The sequence below is a fragment of the Pseudomonas sp. AC172 genome (assembly GCF_979258595.1).
Genome location: NZ_OZ409868.1, coordinates 2,995,239 through 3,012,232, shown reverse-complemented (window position 1 = coordinate 3,012,232; position 16,994 = coordinate 2,995,239). Strand labels below are relative to the sequence as shown.

Annotated in this window: 15 protein-coding genes; 13 read left to right on the top strand and 2 right to left on the bottom strand. The window is 58.2% G+C overall.

Features of this window, described 5'->3' with window-relative positions:
- Positions 1 to 153 precede the first annotated feature (153 nt).
- From ACZ0A4_RS13450 to ACZ0A4_RS13425, 6 genes are all read left to right on the top strand, one after another.
- Entirely contained in the window at positions 154 to 669 is a 516-nt protein-coding gene (locus ACZ0A4_RS13450) for an Hcp family type VI secretion system effector (RefSeq protein WP_007949952.1), read from the top strand.
- 126 nt (positions 670 to 795) lie between these two features.
- The gene (locus tag ACZ0A4_RS13445) at positions 796 to 3,702 is read left to right on the top strand and encodes a type VI secretion system Vgr family protein (protein WP_463575111.1); all 2,907 of its coding nucleotides are present in this window, start codon (positions 796 to 798) and stop codon (positions 3,700 to 3,702) included.
- On the top strand, positions 3,699 to 8,309 hold the full coding sequence (locus ACZ0A4_RS13440) for an RHS repeat-associated core domain-containing protein (RefSeq protein ID WP_463575110.1): 4,611 nt from the start codon (positions 3,699 to 3,701) through the stop codon (positions 8,307 to 8,309). Before ACZ0A4_RS13445 ends, ACZ0A4_RS13440 begins: the two co-directional genes overlap by 4 nt.
- 9 nt (positions 8,310 to 8,318) lie before the next feature.
- The gene (locus tag ACZ0A4_RS13435; protein WP_463575109.1) at positions 8,319 to 8,750 is read left to right on the top strand and encodes a DUF4265 domain-containing protein; all 432 of its coding nucleotides are present in this window, start codon (positions 8,319 to 8,321) and stop codon (positions 8,748 to 8,750) included.
- 134 nt (positions 8,751 to 8,884) lie between these two features.
- A complete protein-coding gene (locus ACZ0A4_RS13430) occupies positions 8,885 to 9,148 on the top strand; it encodes a PAAR domain-containing protein (protein ID WP_463575107.1) in 264 nt (87 codons plus the stop codon).
- Positions 9,149 to 9,227: 79 nt separating this feature from the next.
- Positions 9,228 to 9,623 carry a hypothetical protein gene (locus ACZ0A4_RS13425; RefSeq protein ID WP_463575106.1) on the top strand — a complete coding sequence of 132 codons (396 nt, stop codon included), beginning with the start codon at positions 9,228 to 9,230 and terminating at the stop codon, positions 9,621 to 9,623.
- Between the two features lie 143 nt (positions 9,624 to 9,766).
- On the opposite strand, the gene ACZ0A4_RS13420 is transcribed toward ACZ0A4_RS13425, so the two are convergent.
- Complete coding sequence (locus tag ACZ0A4_RS13420; protein WP_463575105.1) at positions 9,767 to 10,915, bottom strand: aldose epimerase family protein; 1,149 nt, start codon at positions 10,913 to 10,915, stop codon at positions 9,767 to 9,769.
- 277 nt (positions 10,916 to 11,192) lie between these two features.
- On the opposite strand from ACZ0A4_RS13420, the gene ACZ0A4_RS13415 reads away from it, so the two are divergent.
- From ACZ0A4_RS13415 to ACZ0A4_RS13400, 4 genes are all read left to right on the top strand, one after another.
- On the top strand, positions 11,193 to 11,942 hold the full coding sequence (locus tag ACZ0A4_RS13415; protein ID WP_463575104.1) for a hypothetical protein: 750 nt from the start codon (positions 11,193 to 11,195) through the stop codon (positions 11,940 to 11,942).
- 176 nt (positions 11,943 to 12,118) lie between these two features.
- Positions 12,119 to 13,333 carry an MFS transporter gene (locus ACZ0A4_RS13410; protein WP_463575103.1) on the top strand — a complete coding sequence of 405 codons (1,215 nt, stop codon included), beginning with the start codon at positions 12,119 to 12,121 and terminating at the stop codon, positions 13,331 to 13,333.
- A gap of 232 nt (positions 13,334 to 13,565) precedes the next feature.
- The gene (locus ACZ0A4_RS13405) at positions 13,566 to 14,351 is read left to right on the top strand and encodes a sulfite exporter TauE/SafE family protein (protein WP_242207532.1); all 786 of its coding nucleotides are present in this window, start codon (positions 13,566 to 13,568) and stop codon (positions 14,349 to 14,351) included.
- 7 nt (positions 14,352 to 14,358) lie between these two features.
- Positions 14,359 to 14,685 carry a hypothetical protein gene (locus ACZ0A4_RS13400; RefSeq protein ID WP_463575101.1) on the top strand — a complete coding sequence of 109 codons (327 nt, stop codon included), beginning with the start codon at positions 14,359 to 14,361 and terminating at the stop codon, positions 14,683 to 14,685.
- 36 nt (positions 14,686 to 14,721) lie between these two features.
- Here the strand turns inward: ACZ0A4_RS13400 and ACZ0A4_RS13395 are convergent, their stop codons facing one another.
- The gene (locus ACZ0A4_RS13395; RefSeq protein ID WP_463575100.1) at positions 14,722 to 15,186 is read right to left on the bottom strand and encodes a GNAT family N-acetyltransferase; all 465 of its coding nucleotides are present in this window, start codon (positions 15,184 to 15,186) and stop codon (positions 14,722 to 14,724) included.
- 208 nt (positions 15,187 to 15,394) lie between these two features.
- Here ACZ0A4_RS13395 and ACZ0A4_RS13390 point away from each other — a divergent pair, with 208 nt between their 5' ends.
- The 3 genes from ACZ0A4_RS13390 to ACZ0A4_RS13380 all read left to right on the top strand — a co-directional run bounded on the left by ACZ0A4_RS13390 (position 15,395) and on the right by ACZ0A4_RS13380 (position 16,993).
- Positions 15,395 to 15,958: a DUF4174 domain-containing protein gene (locus tag ACZ0A4_RS13390; protein WP_095114544.1), complete on the top strand. Its 564-nt coding sequence runs from the start codon at positions 15,395 to 15,397 to the stop codon at positions 15,956 to 15,958.
- A 425-nt stretch (positions 15,959 to 16,383) separates the two neighbouring features.
- Positions 16,384 to 16,710 (top strand): DUF6124 family protein, encoded by a 327-nt coding sequence (locus ACZ0A4_RS13385; protein WP_463575099.1) that lies wholly within the window; start codon positions 16,384 to 16,386, stop codon positions 16,708 to 16,710.
- A gap of 16 nt (positions 16,711 to 16,726) precedes the next feature.
- Entirely contained in the window at positions 16,727 to 16,993 is a 267-nt protein-coding gene (locus ACZ0A4_RS13380) for a hypothetical protein (RefSeq protein WP_463575098.1), read from the top strand.
- Position 16,994: the final 1 nt, after the last annotated feature.

Below are 16,994 nucleotides of genomic sequence, written 5' to 3'. Positions count from 1 at the left end.
TTGGCTTGATCACAGGAAAAAATCAATCGATGAGCTCGGGGCCTTGATCTGTATGGGTTGCATAAAAGCTGGCATGAAGCTTGATGGCGCATAGCCATCCTTTTCAGGCAATGGTGCCTGAGAGGTATGTCTTTGAAGCAAGGAGAGCATCCCATGGCAACACCAGCGTACATGTCGGTTACCGGCGAAAAACAAGGCCTGATCACTGCAGGCGCATTCACCGCTGACTCCGTAGGCAACACCTACCAGGAAGGCCACGAAGACCAGGTCATGGTGCAGGCTTTCACCCACGACGTGATCATCCCGCGTGACCCACAATCCGGTCAGCCAACCGGTCAGCGCGTGCACAAACCAGTGGTCATCACCAAGGTCTACGACAAGGCTTCGCCACTGCTGCAAGCGGCGCTGACTTCCGGCGAGCGCATGAGCGAAATCGTTATCCAGTGGTACCGCACTTCGGCGCAAGGTACTCAAGAGCACTACTACACCACCAAACTGGAAGACGCGATCATCGTCGCCATCAACAACAAAATGCACAACTGCCAGGATCCAGGCAACGCGCACTTCACCCATCTGGAAGAAGTGCAGTTCACCTACCGCAAAATCACCTGGACTCACGAAGTCTCCGGTACTTCGGGTTCCGATGACTGGCGTGCTCCAGTCGTTTAATCACGGCTGATGGTTGTACCGCCCCGGCCGGCATCGCTGGTCGGGGCGCACTCACTTCTAAAGAATTTTTGCCAATAGCCCCGCAGCGGGCTGTTGCGCGTTGCAGCATTGCGCGAGGAACAAGGGATGTTCTCACCGGCCAACCAGCCTCATTTCAATCTGACCGTCGATGGCATCGACAGCGATTTCCAGGTGCTGTCGTTCACCGGTCGCGAGGCCCTCAATACGCCGTTCGAATTCGAGCTGGAACTGGTCAGCGAAAAGGCCTCGATCAACCTCGAAAGCGTGCTGCACAAACTGGCGTTTCTTCAGCTGTCGCCGAGTGGCAGCGGCATTCACGGGCTGGTCTACAGCATCGCCCAGGGCGAGGCGGGCAAGCGCCTGACCCGCTACAAGATTTCCCTGCGCCCGCAACTGGCGTACCTCGCGCACCGGGTCAATCAGCGCATCTTCCAGCAGATGACCGTGCAGCAGATCATCAGCAAGGTATTGGAAGAACACGGCATCCTCGCCAGCGATTACCACTTCCAGCTCAGCGCGATTTATCCCGAACGCATTTACTGCGTGCAGTACGACGAGTCGGACCTGGACTTCATCCAGCGCCTGTGTGAAGAAGAGGGCATTCACTACCACTTCCAGCACACGTCCAGCGGCCACAAGCTGACCTTTGGTGATGACCAGACGGTGTTCCCGAAACTGGCGCCAGTGGCCTATCAGCAGGATTCCGGACTGGTCGCCGACAAACCGGTGGTCAAGCGTTTTGGCCTGCGCGTGGCCACCCGCACCAGCCGCACCACGCGCCGTGATTACGACTTCGTCAAACCGAAAATCGAGCTGGAAAGCGATGCCAAAAGCAGCGCGCAACCGGACCTCGAAGACTACGATTACCCGGGCCGTTTCGTCGATCGCGAGCGCGGTAAACACTTGGCCAATCGCGCGCTGGAACGCCATCGCAGCGACTACCGTCTGGCCGAGGGCAACAGCGATCAGCCGATCCTGGTCAGCGGGCATTTCCTCGCCCTGACCGACCACGCCAACCCGACGTGGAATGACCTGTGGCTGCTCACCGAAATCTTCCACGAAGGCAAGCAGCCGCAAGTGCTCGAAGAGTCGGTGACCAGCGACACCACCGACAACAAAGACGATTTCCACCAGGGCTACCGCAACCGCTTCAGCGCGATTCCGTGGGACGTGCCGTATCGTCCGCCGCTCGATCACCCGAAACCAAAAGTCCTCGGCACACAAAGCGCGGTGGTTTGCGGCCCTGAAGGCGAAGAGATTTATTGCGACCAGTACGGCCAGGTGAAGGTGCAGTTCTTCTGGGACCGCGAAGGCAAGCACGACGACATGACCAGTTGCTGGATGCGCGTCGCGTCGAGCTGGGCGGCCGAGACCTTTGGCTCGATCAACATCCCACGGGTCGGCATGGAGGTGTTGATCACTTTCCTTGAGGGCGATCCCGATCAGCCGCTGATCACCGGCTGCCTGTACCACGGCGCGAATCTGCCGCCGTACAAGCTGCCGGATTTCAAGACGCTGGCGACGGTCAAGAGCAAGGAATACAAGGGCAGTCGCGCCAACGAATTACGCATCGACGACACCACCAGTGAGATCAGCATCGCGCTGCGCAGCGACCACGGCGCGAGTGCGATCAACCTTGGTTATCTGACTCATCCGCGCCCGAGCGGTGGCCAGCCGCGCGGTGAAGGTTTTGAATTAAGAACCGACCGCCACGGTGCGGTGCGTGCGGCGGCCGGTCTGCTGATCACCACTGAGCCGCGTCCAAACGAATCCAAGCATCACAAGGATCTGCCGGAAACCGCTGAACGCCTCGCCACGGCCAGCGATCAGCAGGACGGATTCGCCGTGCAAGCTAAAGAGCTTCAAGCCCAAGAGGCCGGTGATCAGGACGACGTCGCCAAAGCGCTGCACGCCCAGCATCAAGGCGTACTCGGCAGCGGACCGGCGAACCTCACCGCCAACGAATTCCCCGAGTTCACCGAGCCGCATCTGGTCCTCGCCAGCCCGGCCGGCATTGCCCTGACCACGCCGCGCTCCAGCCACATCGCCACCGGCGAACACCTGGCGCTGAGCAGCACCGGCCACACCAGCCTGTCGATCGGCAAACGCCTGCTGGCCAGTGCCAGTCGGGGCATGCGTCTGTTCGTGCAAAGCATGGGTTGGCGGCTGGTCGCGGCCTCCGGTGATATCGACGTGCGGGCCCTGAAGGACAGCATCAACCTGCTGGCCAAACTCAACATCACCGCCAACGCCGACCGCATCACCATCACCGCAAAAACCGAACTGGTGATCCAGGGCGGCGGCAGCGCCACCACCTACAACGCCGGCGGCATCACCCACGCCACCAGCGGCCCGTACACCGCGCACGCGGCGAACTTCGCCTACACCGGCGCGAAATCTTTGGCCGGAGTATTCCCGGAACCGCCGAAACCGGGCAAGGGCAATCTGGAATTGTTCAACCAGTACGCCGGGCGTCAGGGCATCAAAGAGGGCGATTACGAAGTCATCGATGCCTTGGGCAAAAGCATCAAGGGCAAGCTCGACGGCAAGGGTTTCGCCAGTGTCGCCGGCGCCGCACCGGGGCCTGCGCGGGTGCTGTTCGGCAAGGATCCGGCGGACACCTGGAGCGATGGCAGTTACATCGGCAAGCCGGAATGGCCGTTGAATCCACCGGGGCCGGAAGAGGTGCCGAGTCAGGTGCAGGCGATGGTCGCGCAGGTCTTGCCGAGCAAGAGTTGGGAGATGTTGGAGAAGGGCAAGGACATGGCGCAAACAGGGATGAGTGCGATGCAGACGGCGCAAGGCGCGATGCAAACGGCGCAGCAAGTGAAAGGCGTGGTGCAGGGCGGGGTGGCCGGGTTGCCGAAACTTGCCAGTGCCGCAATGCCGAGTGCTTCGGGGCTTCTAGGGGCGGCGAGCAAGGCGGGCAAGTTGCCGAGCCTGCCCACACCGAGTCTGCCAAAACCTTCCTTGAAAACCCCGGGCCTGTTGGCGGGTGAGATGCTGTCATGACTACTGAAGTAGCTGCTGTAAAACGTGAACCTCAAGTTGCCATCGTTCCACTCAATGCCATCGACATTCAGGACGTCGCCAGCAGTGCGGCAACCTTTGATGCCTGGCTGCAATCGGCCAGCGGTGGTGTGGTCACCCTCGACCGGATCAAGAACGTCGCCGGCGCCTTGCCGGTTGTGGGCAACATCATGGCGTTGGTCGATGCGCTGGGTGACATTGTCACCCTGTCGAACGCCAAGCAACGCGATTTGCTCGCGTGGGCCAGCCTGGGCATCAACCTGATTGGCGTATTGCCTTTGCCGCCGTCGATGGCAGCGGCGCGCATGACCCTGCGCCCGACGCTGTTTCTGGTGCGTCAGGAGATGAAAGCCAGCAGCAAGGCGTTGCTTAGTACCTCGGTGATCGAAGTGCTGGTCGGCCACTTGAACGAGTCCATCATCGGCACCCTCGATGACTTCGTTGAACAGGCCAAAGGTAAGCTGCCGGGGATTTTGGCGGACGCTGGCAAGCTAGGAGAGGACGTCATCAACGAAATCGCCAAAGGTCTCGACACGGTGGCCAATGGCAAGCTGGATGCCAAGGGGGATGCGCAGGCTGCCGGTCAACAGATCAGTGCCGCCGGCGATCAGTTACTCAATGATCCACTTGCGGCGATTGGCAATATTTTCGGTGCCGCCTCCAGCGCCTACAAAGCGGCAGGCAAAGGGTTGGCCAATAGCGCGGCGGATCATCTGCTGCCTGATGAGATCAAGAAAAAGGTTGCTGGCGAGACCGCGAAGCTGCGGGCGATGGGCCCGGAGTTACGCACTCAATTGAGCAAGCTGGACGATGAATCGGTTCAGAACTCGATTGGCTGGTTGCTGCTGATTTTATCCAGTGCGGTCACTCTTTGGCGTAAGCGCAATGCTCATGGGCAGAGCGCTGGAGTTAAGCCGGACCAGACCAGTCAAGCCAAGCGGACGGCTTCGGAGGGCGGACTGGGCGCCGTAGGTCTCCAGGCTCCGGCCGCTCAAGCGGCTAATCCGAGAAAGAACGGCCCCTGTCCGGGCACCTGTCGTAGCATCAACTTTGCCCTGGGTTCGGAAAGCCTCAGCCACACCGATTTCAGCCTGTCAGGCCCCTTCCCGATCGAATGGGCGCGCACCTACAACTCCCGCCTCGGCGCCTACGATCAGAGTGAACTCGGTGCTCGCTGGATCAACGAATTCACCACGCGTTTCGACTGCGTGGACGATGGGCTGACGTTCTACGGCGCCGACGGCCGCGACCACAGCTACCCACTGCCAAAAGTCGGCCTGTTCCACTACGACGCCATCGAAAACATCACCCTGGTCCGCAACAGCGAAGAACAGCTGTTGCTGTGCCGTGGTTTCGAACGCAAGGAAACCTACGTCCGCCGTGGCCAGCGCTTTGTGCTGAGCAATATCTCGCTGCGCAACGGCGCCGGGATCATGCTGCATTACGAGCACCGTCACGGCGAACACTCGCTGCTCTCCGACCTGATCACCTATCAGGAAAACGACTTCACCAAAGTCCATTTGCACCTCGGCACGATGATCGACGAGCACGGCCGGTTTATCGGCCTCTGGCAGATCGTTGACGGCGAACCACTGCGCCAGCTCTGCGCCTACCAGTACGACGCCTATGGCGACCTGATTCAGGCGCAGGACGAGAACGGTGCCGTCTGGTCGTATCAGTTCGAGCATCACCTGATCACCCGCTACACCGACCGCACCGGGCGTGGCATGAACCTGCAGTGGGACGGATCAAGCGCCAAGGCCAAAGCCGTGCGCGAATGGGCCGATGACGGCAGTTTCGACACACGTCTGGAGTGGGACGAAAACATCCGCCTGACCTACGTCACCGACGCTTACGGCAACGAGACCTGGCACTATTACGACATCCTTGGATATACCTATCGCATCCAGCATGCCGATGGCTTGTCTGAGTGGCTGTTTCGCGACGAAGCAAAAAACGTCGTGCGTCATGTGCATACGGACGGCACCACAGATCGTTATCGCTACGACGAACGCGGCAACAAGCTTGAGCATATCCGGGCGGATAACTCAACGCTGCACTTCGCCTATGACGATCAAGATCAACTGATAAAGATCATGGATGCCGACGGGGGCGTGTGGAAGCGGGCCTACGACGACAGTGGCAATCTAGTCGAGTCAGTCGACCCGTTAAACAATAAAACTGAATATGCCTATGACAAAACCGGCCTTCCTATAGCGATTAAGGATGCTGCAGGAAATGAAAAAGTACTTGAGTACGATGACGCCGGCCACCTGGTCAAATATACCGACTGCTCAGGAAAAACCAGTGCATGGGAATACAACCAGCGTGGGCAGTTGGTTTGTGCGATAGATGCATCAGGCCAAAGCACCGAATATGAGTACAGAGCTGGCCAGCTAGCGCTTATCAAGCATCCGGACAAGACCGAAGAGCATTTTCAACGCGATGCTGAAGGACGATTGCTGGCGCATGTTGACGGGCTGGGTCGCTGCACGACCTGGAGTTACACCGCTGTCGGGCTTGTCTCTGAACGTGTTGATGCGGCCGAAAACACACTGCGTTACCGGTGGGATCGATTAGGTCGTTTACAGGCACTGGAAAACGAGAACGAGCAATCTGCACAATTTCAATATGACCCTGTAGGTCGTCTGTTAACAGAGAGAGGGTTTGACGGTCGGATTACGCGTCATCAATACGACTTCGTTACAGGTCGCCTGTCCAGCACTGCCGATGGTGAAAGAACCATTGCTTTTAAATTTGACGCTCTGCAACGCGTGATTGAACGTTGTGCGAGTCTTGGTGATGAGTCGCAATCAGAAACCTATGCGTATGACGGAAAAGGCAACCTGATCCTTGCCAGCAACGCAGACAGCCGAGTTCAATGGTTCCACGACCCGACGGGCAACCTGGTGCGCGAGCATCAATATTATCTGGGGCTGGACAAACCTGTTGTTGCGGTCTGGCAGCACGAGTACGACGTACTTAACCAGCGGATAGCGACCATTCGCCCGGATGGCCACCGGGTAAGTTGGCTGACCTACGGCAGCGGTCATCTACTGGCACTTCGCCTCAATGAACATGAACTGCTCGGTTATGAGCGGGACGACATGCACCGCGAGGTGTTGCGTCATCAGGGCAACCGGCTGGTACAGGCGCAAAAATGGGATTCGGTGGGGCAACTGCAGGAGCAACTGCTCGGTAGAAGTGATGATCGATCGATCCTGATCAAGCGCGACTACACCTATGATGCTGGCAGCCAGCTAACAGGCATCAACGACAGTCGTCGCGGTGCGCTTTCTTATCGGTACGATCCTGTTGGCAGGTTGCTCAGTGCTGTCAGCCGTCTGGGCGTAGAGACCTTCGCCTTCGACCCGGCGGGCAACTTGCTGGACGAAAAATCCACCGAGTCTCAACGTCCATTGGAACTAACGCCACGGCGTAGCAAGCTGCTCGACAACCTGCTGCGTGAATACGCAGGCACCCATTACGAATACGATGATCGCGGCAACCAGATCAAACGCTGGGATAACGGCGCTTACAGTCAGATGCGCTGGGATTTGTTCGATCGGCTGATGCATTTTGATGACGCCCGGTTGTCGGTCAAGTACGCCTACGATGCGTTGGGGCGCCGCCTCTTCAAACACTCGAATGTGCATTACAAGCAGCGCCCAGAAGCAGGCTCACTGTGGAACCGGAGCGAACAAGCGCGGATGCAGCGTGAGAATGGCTGTGGCTTCACGCTATACGGTTGGGATGGCGACAATCTCGCTTGGGAAAGTAGTCCTGCACAGCATGATGGCGATGCGGGGAGGACGGTTCACTATATCTTCGAACCGAACACATTCATTCCTGTGGCTCAGGCACTAACGCACAACTCAATCAACTTGACGGGCATACCGAGCTACGGCGAAGACTACAACCTGGATGAAGATCCGCTGTGGAGTCACACACCATCAGCGCCGTCGATTGATGTGCTGAGCTGGTATCAGTGCGATCAACTGGGCACGCCCCAGGAGCTGACTGATCAGAATGGCGAGATTGCCTGGAGTGCGCAGTATAAGGCTTGGGGAGCGGTACGCGAACAGCGCTCGGCTTCGGCTGCCCAGGAGGGCGTGACCAATCCGATCCGGTTTCAGGGACAGTATCACGATCATGAGACAGGGCTGCATTACAATCGCTATCGATACTACGATCCAGGTGTTGGGCGATTTATTAGTAAAGATCCCATCAGCTATGACGGTGGTTTGAATCTTTACCAATACACGCCTAACCCGGTTGAGTGGATTGATCCCTTCGGCCTGATGCCGATGAGCCCGCCCGGCAGTCGTAAAGGCAAAGATTTTACGACAGCAGGCAAAAAAGCAGTAAAAGAGGAAAACGTGTCACGCCACGGGGCGATGACCTGTGAGCTGTGCGAGTCGGATGTAATCAATGCTGTACGGCATCAGCGTGGAGTACGGCCTCCCGACAATGAGGCGCACATCGACCATATCATTCCCAAATCGAAGAACGGCTCGGGTACGCCAGAAAATGGTCAAGTACTATGTCGCATATGCAACCTCGACAAGAGCGACTCTTACACGCCTTAAGGATCAGAAATGGAAAAGATTTTTTTTAAATTAACCGTCACGGATGATTACCCACCCGTCTCAAGTGAGAGTGTTTGGGCTGAGTCATTGGCTTCCGGATCATTCATTGTGAAAAACATACCGTTCTACTCCAAGGATGCTTGTCTCGATGACGAGATTCTGACTAAAGCGGGGGCCGACGGTGAGCGTTACTTTGAAAGGGTGATCACAAGCAGTGGAAACAGCACTATTCGAATTATCTTTTTTGATGCAGGGGAGCCTCATATTTCGATCGTCCTGGAGAAACTGGTCGTTATGGGATGCACCTGGGAAGGAATGAGTGAAAAATTCTTTTCCGTAAATATTCCCGTGAGCGTTTCTCTTGATGAAGTGATCGAATACCTGAGTAAGGGAGAGGAAAACGGGTGGTTGGATTATGAATACGGCCTGCTCCGCCAATAGGTGATACAGCAGGCTATGAAGATGTCTGGATGGTTGAGTAAGAAACATTGAAACCGGATTGCGAGGGGTTTCACGCTTGACTGATCGCGTGGATCAACTTCGCCTGGCAACGACTTGGTCAAAGGAATGACAACATGAAAGACGCCATTCGCTTGGGCGACTCCACCACTCACGGTGGCAAAGTCCTCGAAGCCTTTTCCCAGACCGACCTAAACGGCAAGCCCATCGCCGGGGAGGGTCACAAGGTCAGCTGTCCTCTGTGCAAAGGCATTTTTCCGATTGCCGAAGGCAGCAGCACTTACACCGTCGATGGAACGCCCATCGCGCTGGACGGCATGAAAACCGCCTGCGGGGCCGCGCTGATTGCCAGTGGCCCGAAAGGAGCGGTGGTCAGTTGAATCCGCGAGGGTGAGCTCTTCGTTCGCCCTCTGAATACTGCAAGTAAACAACCTGGCTTCATCCATTAAAGGAATAAACATGAAGAACACCGCTTTGATCCTCGCACTGACCGCCGCTCTCGGCACCGTCAATGTTGCTCATGCAGAAGGACCGGACGCCGCTACGTTGAAAGGGATGTACGACAATGGGCGCAACATGTCCGGTCTGATTAACCATTGCGTTGACAAAGGTTTCCTGAAAGCTGAAAGCGCTACGAACGCCAATAAAATGGTGGCGTTTGTTGCCGGTATTCCAGGGCAGATGGACAAGAGCGACGGCGATAAGAACGAGGCCCATGGTCGCAAGGGTGAGGTATTGGACGACGGCCAATACAAAACCCTGGAGGCCAATCTGCCGCCGAGTCTGACGCTCAAGCAGTGGTGCGAGCAGGCGGATCAAGGCATGCGTCAGGGGTTGGAGCGTGTGGGTCTGTAATCATCCCTGATGATTGATTGTTCCCACGCGCAGGAAAGGAATGCCTCAAGGGACGCTCCGCGTTCCAGTTCGCGAAGGGACGCGGAGCGTCCCGGGCCGCATGCCTTTGCTGCGCGTGAGAACGATCAGGTGGAACGGGCAGGTTATTTCGCGGAGAACTTCAACACCACGCTGTGGCTGTAAGTCTGCCCCGGATCAAGCCGAGTACTCGGGAAGTCCGGCTGATTTGGTGAATCCGGATAATGCTGAGTCTCCAGGGTAAACGCGCCCCAGTGCGGATAGACCTTGCCACCCTTACCCTTGACCGTGCCGTCGAGGAAGTTGCTGGTATAGAACTGCACACCCGGCTCCGTGGTGAACAACTGCAGCACGCGACCTGACTGCGGGTCACTCACCTCAGTCGCAACTTTGCCGATATCGCCCTTGGTATCCAGCGCCCAGTTGAAATCGAACCCACCCTGTTTCGGCTCGGCGAATTTCAACTGCGGATGATCAGCCTTGATGTGCGTGCCGATCGCGGTTGGTTTGCTGAAGTCCATCGGCGTGCCGGCGACGGGCGCCAGTTCGCCGGTCGGGATCAGTTTGGCGGTGACCGGGGTGTAATGGCTGGCGTGCAGGGTGGCGACCTGTTTGAGAATGTCGCCATTGCCGGCGCCGGCGAGGTTGAAGTAGCTGTGGTTGGTCAGGTTGAGCACGGTCGGTTTGTCGGTGCTGGCCTTGTAGTCGATGCGCAGTTCGTTGTTGTCGGTGAGGCGATAGGTCACCTCAGTGGTGAGGTTGCCGGGGAAGCCCATTTCGCCGTCCGCCGACAGATAGGTCAGGGTCACGCCGACTGAGTCCTTGTCCTTGGTTTCCTGTGCCTTCCAGACTTTCTTGTCGAAGCCCTGCGTGCCGCCGTGCAGCGCGTTGGTCTTGTCGTTTTGCGGCACTTGATAGCGCTTGCCGTCGAGTTCGAACGCACCTTCAGCGAGGCGATTGCCGAAGCGGCCGATGGTCGCGCCGAAGTAGGCGGTGCCTTTCTGGTAGCCCTGCACATCGTCGAAGCCGAGCACGACGTCGTCGAACTTGCCGTGCTTGTCGGCGACTTTCAGCGATTGCAGGGTCGCGCCGTAGGTGATGACGGTGGCTTGCATGCCGTGGCTGTTGCGCAGGATGTATTGTTCGACGGGCGTGCCGTCATTGGTTTTGCCGAAGGCTTTGTGTTCGGCGCTGAGGCCGGCCGCGTTGGCGGAGAGGGTGGCGATCATCAGGGACAGTCCGAGGCCGGAGAGCAGGTGACGGGATTGAAGCATGATTGACGTTCCTTTTTGTTGTTGTTTTCAGCGTGACGTTCCATCGGCAAAATAAATCACCGATCAATCAAGTAGTCAGACTAAATTATCTTCAAGAGAAAATTTATAGCTGATGAATCGTTTATTTCAACAATAAAGCCAGACTAAATTGCTCGGGACGAAGGCCCGAAGGTCGGTCGATTGCTTGCACCACTGCACTTTTTCGCAATCGGCGGCTCTATCCATGGCCAGGATGCGGTGACTCCCGCCGCACAGGAATGTGCCTGTTCGAGATTTCATGCCGAGAGTTTTTGCCCTGATCGCTGCTTTTTTCCGCCGCCCGTGCCTGTTGCTGGCCTGTCTGTCGTCGCTGCTGTTCAGCGGTTGCAGTCACCAGGACGGCAACGGCTTCTTCAACCAGATGCGTGAAGGGAAGCCGCAGGAGTTCCTGCAGACCAGCGTCGACCGCATGGCCACACTGGCGATGCGCGACAACCTCAGCAGTCTCTATCGCTTGCAAGCCAAGCTGTACCTGCGCAACCCGGACGAGCTGCGCAAGTCAGGGTTTCTCAACATCCATGCTGCGGTGAAACAGGTGCGGATGGCCATCGAGCAGCAACAGCCGCTGCCGGTGTTGGGTGGTCGAAAGGATCTGGCCGCGCTGAGCTATGCGATGAGTCCGGAGTTTCTCGGTGACCGCGTCGGCGCGTTCATCTATGCCATCGGCAGCATGCTGGTCACCGCCCACGGCAATCGCACCGAGTTCTACATGACGGACGCGATCAACCCGACGTTCGTTCACAACGCTGCACGCAATATCGAAAAAGCCACGTGGATTTTGTCCCAGCGACAAAACACCGCCGGCCAGCCACTGCTGTTTTCCAATGAGATCTCGGAGGAGGGCAGCAACCTGAGCTTCGCCACCGAGTTCGGCAAAATCGTTGCGCGACTGGACCTGATCACGCAGATGCTTGACGAGCGCTACCGGCGGATCGGCCTTAACTATGCGCAGAGTTTGCTGTTCCTGAATTTCTTGCCGGTGCAATGAGTGCAGAGATCCAATGTGGGAGCGAGCCTGCTCGCGAAAGCGGTCTTTCATGCACCGAAGTGTTGATTGATCCACCGCATTCGCGAGCAGGCTCGCTCCCACATTGATCCATTAGTGAAGGTTGTTTTTGTATACAATCCGTCACCGCTATTGATCAATATGGAGCCGCCCCCGTCATGACCGACCCCGCAAGCGCCGATTTCACTCGCGTCGACCGCACCGCCCGTGCGGACAAACTGCCTTATGCCGCGTTGCTGGCATTCGCCATGACCGGTTTCATCGCCATCCTCACCGAAACCCTCCCGGCCGGATTGCTGCCGCAAATCGGCGCCGGGCTCAATGTCAGCGAAGTACTCGCCGGGCAACTGGTGACGCTGTATGCGCTGGGTTCGATTGTCGCGGCGATCCCGCTGACCGTCGCCACGCGCGGCTGGCCACGGCGGCGGGTGTTGTTGATGACGGTCGGCGGGTTTCTGATTTTCAACACTGTCACCACATTCTCCAGTCATTACGGTCTGACCCTGGCTTCGCGTTTTCTCGCCGGGATGGCGGCGGGGTTGTCGTGGGGGATCATGGCCGGCTACGCGCGGGGCATCGTGCCGGTGCATCAGCAGGGGCGGGCGCTGGCGATTGCCATGCTCGGCACTCCCGTGGCGTTGTCACTGGGCACGCCGGCGGGGACGTGGCTGGGCAATCTGATCGGCTGGCGCGCGTCGTTCGGGATCATGTCGGCGCTGGCCCTGGTGTTGGCGGCGTGGATTGTCATCGCCGTGCCGGATCGTCCGGGGCAAACCAGCGAAGAGCGTCTGCCGTTGCTCGAATCGTTGCGCCTGCCGGGCGTGCGGCCGGTGTTGTTCGTGGTGCTGACGTGGATGCTCGGGCACAACATTCTCTACACCTACATCGCGCCGTTTCTGATGCAGGCCGGTCTGGCTGACCGGGTCGATCTGGTATTGCTGGTGTTTGGCCTGTGTTCGCTGGTGGGAATCTGGATCATCGGCGTGCTGGTGGATCGCTGGTTGCGCTGGCTCACATTGATCAGCCTCGCGGTGTTTGCGCTGACGGCGCTGGTTCTGGCGTTGGCGGCGCCGTCGCCTCTGATCATTTATGCCTGCATGGCGGTGTGGGGCTTGTCGTTTGGCGGCTCGGCCACGTTGCTGCTGACCTCGGCGGCGGACTCGGCCGGTGAGCATGTCGATGTGGTGCAGGCGATGCTCACCACGTCGTGGAACGTGGCGATTGCCGGGGGCGGTTTATTTGGCGGCTTGTTGCTGGATCGGGCGGGGGCGATGTCGTTTCCGTGGGCGCTGCTGATTCTGTCGCTTATTGCGCTGGCCACGGTGTGGGTCAACAAAACCCACAGCTTCAAACCTGGCCGGCGGGTGCATTAACTCTGGAAACCACCACTTGACACTGTGGGAGCGAGCTTGCTCGCGAAAGCGGTGGGACATTCAATTTATCTGGCGACTGACACAACACCTTCGCGAGCAAGCTCGCTCCCACAGGGGATAATTGTGGTGAGGTCGATATGGCATAACGATAGACCGCATCGATATATGTGGTTATAAGAAAAATCGCTATGCTGCGGGCCAGATTTTTCCTGTCGTTTTTCTGGACGGTTTAATGGAATTGGCAAATTTCGGCCTGGTGATTGCCGGGCTGGTGGTGGGTTTTATTGTCGGCATGACCGGTGTCGGCGGTGGTTCGTTGATGACGCCGATCCTGTTGTGGTTCGGCATCAACCCGGCAACGGCGGTGGGCACCGACCTGTTGTACGCCGCCATTACCAAATCCAGCGGCGTCCTCGTTCACCGCAAAAACAAAAACATCGACTGGGCCATCACCGGCTGGCTGACCCTCGGCAGCGTGCCGGCGGTGGCCATGACCCTGTGGTTCCTCAGCACCCTGCACACCGCGCCGGACGCGATGAACGCCATCATCAAACAGGCGCTGGGCTTCGTCCTCTTCGCCACCGCGCTGGCGATCTTCTTCAAGAAACGCTTGCTCGACTTCGCCCACAAACGCGCGGGTGGCAACTACAACCCAAGCGGTTCACGGCTGAACGTGATGACCGTGATCACCGGTCTGGTCCTCGGCACCATGGTTGCCCTGACCTCGATCGGTGCCGGCGCCCTGGGCACTGTCGCGCTGTTCATCCTCTATCCGTTGCTGCCGACCCGTCGCCTGGTCGGCACCGAAATCGCCCACGCCGTGCCGCTTACGCTGGTCGCCGGTCTTGGCCACGCGAGCATGGGCAACATGGATTGGGGCGTGCTGGGCTTCTTGTTGGTCGGCTCGCTGCCAGGCATCTGGCTCGGCAGCCACCTGACCGGGCGCATCTCCGATGAAGTCTTGCGCCCGTGCCTGGCGACGATGCTGGTGCTGATCGGTTACAAACTGGCGTTCTGATCCGGCCATGACTGAAACCACTGTCCGTTGCGATGGCCGTCTCGCCATCAGCGTCGAACCGCGTGAAATGCGCATGAGCCATTGGCTGTATGCGCCGCAGGTAGTCGATCTGCAGCGCCAGCAAGTGCTGCTGGATCTGAGCGAGAGCCTGTGGGATTTGCTCGGTACCGCCGACGAGACGGCCAATGGCATCGAGCTGGTGCTGCGCAAATACCCGGGCGATCGGGCGTCGGTGAGGTTGAGTGTTGAACTCGACAGCGGTGAACTCAAGCTCGGTGGACAACCCGTCGCCCCTGCGCAATTGCTCTCGGCGCTCGATTCAGCGCTGGGGTGAGGCGGCACAGCCTGCCGCGAGCCACCTCACCACGGGTTAGCGCTGAATGACGTATTTCATCACCGTCACCGGTAAATCGTCGTAGACCAGCTCTTCAACCACTTCCCAACCCAGTCGCGCATACAACGACTGCGATGTGTCGGTGTACAGATACAACTCGGGCACACCCAGCGCCGCCGCTTCTGCAACCACTCGATTGACCAGTTGCGAAGCAATCCCGCGCCCACGTTCCTCAGCCTTCACATAAACCCCGGCCAGCCATGGCGTCAGGTTCGGGCGCAGCTTCAGATCGCTTTCGATCAGCAGCGCACCGCCCAGCAAACGTGAACCGTCGAGTGCCACCACCACGCTGGGCACTGCACCTTTGCCGCAGGATTCGCGCATGTGTTCGATGCGGTCCTCGACGGTTTGCCCGGGACGAAACTCGCCCCACTCCTTGAAGTTGAGCGTGGCCAGTTCTTCGATCAATTCGGGGTGATCACACAGGTAATCGATGTGCATACGGGTGAACTCCATTCCATTGGCAGAACCGCCACCCTAATGCGGTCATAAAAGGTAATCAAATCCGGGTTGCGATCGTGCCGGTGATGTTGCGCAATGTCGTGCCTGTCCTAAGCTTCTGACTAGGCGACAGATATTTGCCGGGTCAGCCCGGAACAATCGCCACGATGCGCAATCATTAGAGCGTGGATATCAAAAGGAGATGCGCATGCTCATCAGGTCATTGACCCTGACACTCTTGCTGGCGATTGCCGGCCCCTTGTTCGCCGCTGACAACGATTCGCCCATCGCCGGGGATATGGGCCGCGCCCGACCGCTGATCGTGATCGCACAAAGCACCGTCGACCCCGTGTGGGTGGCGCTGAAAAAGTCGCTGGAGGATCCCGCCAACAAAAAGGGTGTCACCGACCGCAACATCAAGGTCTACACCATCCTCAACATGTCCGGCCAACTCGACGGCAAAGACATGGGCCAGCAAGACACCATGGCGCTGTTGCGCTCGCTGAAGCTCGGCGCCGGGGCGTATCCGAAAGTGTTCCTGGTGGGCAAGGACGGCGAGACCAAGCTTTCAGCTTCGGGGGATGAAGCGAAAGCGGTGGATCTGAAGAAGATTTTCGACACCATCGATGCCATGCCAATGGCCGAGAAGGAAGCGGCCGCTGCGGCTCAAGCGCCAGTTGCTGCTACGCCGGAACCGGCAAAAGGTGCGAAGAACGCGAAGCCGACCAAGCCTGCGAAACCAGCCAAGCCGCCGGAAATGCCGGATGATTGATCGGTTGTTGTAGAGACGATTTCACGTCAAAGGGGCGAGAGGATTCAATCTTCTCGCCCCTTTTCTGTTTCTGAATGCTCCGACGCAAAGCCCTTCAGCTCTGTCGGATTTTTCCTGCAAGTCGCGGCGGCGGTGGTGAACTGGTGGGCTTGGCGGTGTAGGGATAGTCTTCTGTGGCCGCTGCAAAACACAGTGGTCGGACGTGGAAGTCCGGTTGTCGGTTACATCCATCAATGTCTCAAAAGCGCATGTCGACGTTATTTATGTCAACATCGCCGCGTTTTTGGCGGCTGTGCGCAGGGGCACTTTCGAGTGCGCCGGGTTTTGGTGGATTGGCCTGGTCTTCCACACCTGCGTACAGCTGCCACCCTCATGTGGAAGTGAGAAAGGTAGTTTTTCCTACAATTCACTACGGTACTTCATACATGAAAAAACCAACGCCAAACCCTCCCGAATCCCCCATGGATTCAGGATCCTTCGACGCCAACAACCCCCGCTTACGCAACCCGCATCATCCCGATCCCATCAGCCACCTCTTCACCATCGTCCCCGATATCGAGACGCCCACGCTGCTCTGCCACGCTTGCGAAACCCTCGCTTCACTGAACGTCCTGACCACTGACCTCGCCTCTGAACTGCAGGGTTCAACGCGCAGTCTCGCCTTGTCGATTCAGCAGTTGGCCGTGCTCGGCGAGTTGCTGGTCAACCGTGCACTGGACAATCTCGATCCACCGGCGGCGACGCAACACTGAACAGGGAGGTTCTTACATGGCGCGACACATTCCAATTACCGGGATCGACTGCAAGATTCCCAGTCTGTTGATCGACAGCGAAGCACCCGTGGATGTGCTGCACGGCACAGCGGCTTACCGTTTGCGCTGTGTGACGCAATTGATGGAGACCCTGGCGTTGGGTGACGGCAAGGGCCACGACGCATTACTGCTACAGGATTTCGCCCGGGTGATGGCGATTCCGTTGCGGGACAGTTGCGACTTGATGGATGTCATCGGCTGGAAGTTGCAGGCACAGCTTTAAA